Raw genomic sequence first — 2,430 nt, 5'->3', positions numbered from 1 at the left:
TTTCTAATCTCTTCAAGATAGAAGAAATCTTTTATAAAAAACATTAGAGGGATTACCCATAGAATAAGATATATATAACTATAGGCTCTATTCTTTCCCATTATTTTTTCAATACCTCAATCAGTTGCTTTTTCCAATTTTCCATATTTTCATTTACATATTCAGCATCTAATCTAACTATTTTATCTGTTGTAGGTACATACTTATAATCTTCAGGTAACTTATACTCTATAACAGGAAACATATAGTTTTTTTCCAAAGCAAGTTTTTGAAATTCAGGTTCTAAAACAAAGTTCAAAAACTCTTCAGCTGACTCTTTAATATCTTTCTTATTTATTAGAGCAGCTCCTTCTAAATAAGCATATCCTCCCTCACTAGGTATATAACTTTTATATTTGTTCTCATTTCCATCCTGATAAAAATATATAGAACTAGAAGCGTATCCACTCATTATTGATCCCTCTCCTACTGAGAACTTAGCAAATGAATCTGACCAACCTGACGAAACTGTCAATATGCTAGGCTTTAAACTTTCCCAAAACTTTAACCAATCTTTTCCGTATACTCCTATTGTCCAAAGCATAAATGCCTCTCCAGTAAAACTTCTAGGATCTTGTATCAGAAGTTCTTTAGGATAATCTTTTAAGTCCTCAAATGTTGTTAAATCTTTTTTTATCTTATCATAGTTATAATTCAGTGCTAACATTCCATAGTCAATAGGAGTTACTGACCACTCCTTATCAATTATAAACTCCTCTTTTGCTATATTTCCAGCTGTTGTCGGTTTATAGTTTTTTAAAAGCCCATCTTTTTTTGCCTCTAAGTAGTTAATATCAGTTAATCCAACAACAATATCTGCCTTTGGATTTCTTTTTTCCAATTTCATTCTAGGTATAACTCCATCAATTGGGATATATTTTATACTCGCTCCTGTTTTTTCTTTAAATATCTCCCCAGCAGAAGTTTCTATCCACTTCATTGACTCTGGCCCATAGATTACAACCTCTTCCCCAAATGATACTAAACTCATTAAAAATAATCCTGTTAAAACTGTTTTTTTCATTTCATCCCCTCTTTAATAGTTAATTTTTATAGTTTAATTTCTAAAAACTCACCAGATATATTGTAATTTTCAAGTTCACCTAATCTTAATAGATGATTTTTTATAATCTCAATATACTCATCCAATTGAGCTTGATTTATTCCTCCAGTTTTATAATCCACCACAAGGATTCGTCCATCACTGGTTGGTGTTGGTTTTTTTATCATAATTCTATCTATTCTTTTTAATTTACCTTCATCATATATCTCATACTCAGGATATATATAATCCCACTCCTCTGAGAAAATAATTGGATTATTTTCAAAGAAAATCTTAAACTCTGCACCCTCAAGGATATTTTTTAATCTATCCTCTCCAATAATAGATGCATATTTTGAATACGTCCTTATTTTTGCCTCTCTATGCTCATCTGTGGTGTTGTTTATAATAAACTCTAAATAGTAGTGAATAGCATTTCCTATCCTTCTTTTCTCCTCTGTCACTATATCTACCAATAGAGCTCTATTTGGTTGTTCACACTCATCTACACCCTTTTCAATAAAATCTATTGAATCTAAAAGATCTGTATTTTTCAATCTCTGTGCACTTTCATTTTTTTCAGTTCTACTAATTTTACCACATTTTACATGAAATAGTCCATCTATTGAGTTCTTTAAATATTTATTTTCATTCTCTCCCATAACCAAAAACAGATTTTTTTTAGCTCTAGTCAATGCCACATAGATATTATTTATCTCCTCTTGTTCCTGCTTTATCTCCAACTCTTTTAAAAAGCTATAGTCATCTCCTAAATAGTTCAATACCTTCTCATACTTTTTATCTACAAATATAAAGTTTTCTATGTCAGTAAATGGAGATTTAAAATCTATATGGAACTGTATTCCACTTTCTAAGCCCTTTCTTTGTCCTTGGTGGAAATAATAGACAGTTTCAAACTCCAAACCTTTAGATTTATGAATACTTAAAAGAGTTATAGCTTTCTCCTCCTCTAAAGATACTTGTTTAAATTTAGGATTCTCTTTCTCATCTATCAATGTATTATAAAAGTCAAAGATATTTTCATGCTCTTTAGACATCTCAAAAAAGTGAAAGATATTTTTTAAATCTGATTTCCCAGAAAAAAACTCTCCTATATTAAACTCTTCAATAACATCTAGAACAAAATTTCTATTTCCAAGCCCTTTAACAACCACTCTTTTTACTCTATTTAAAACATCTAAAAGAGTGCTAAATCTCTCCTCTAAAATACTCTCCTCATTTGAAAATATATAGTTTTCAATTATTTCTCTATTCTCTAAAATAGTTTTAACTTCAGAGTTCCCTATTTTTACTATATCGCTTCTTAAAAATTCAAGTAGAGAAAAAAT

The 2,430-nt window shown here is 29.6% G+C and carries 2 protein-coding genes; both read right to left on the bottom strand.

Annotation, left to right across the window (positions count from 1 at the left end):
• Window positions 1-100: 100 nt before the first annotated feature.
• Entirely contained in the window at window positions 101-1,063 is a 963-nt protein-coding gene (locus ACMOUI_RS01025) for a thiamine ABC transporter substrate-binding protein (RefSeq protein ID WP_418963887.1), read from the bottom strand.
• Between the two features lie 26 nt (window positions 1,064-1,089).
• A partial coding sequence (locus ACMOUI_RS01020; RefSeq protein ID WP_418963886.1) for a 3'-5' exonuclease occupies window positions 1,090-2,430 on the bottom strand: 1,341 nt, incomplete at its 5' end.

Source organism: Cetobacterium sp., assembly GCF_048470075.1.
Lineage (GTDB): Bacteria > Fusobacteriota > Fusobacteriia > Fusobacteriales > Fusobacteriaceae > Cetobacterium_A.
This window is presented reverse-complemented; position numbering and strand designations above follow the sequence as displayed.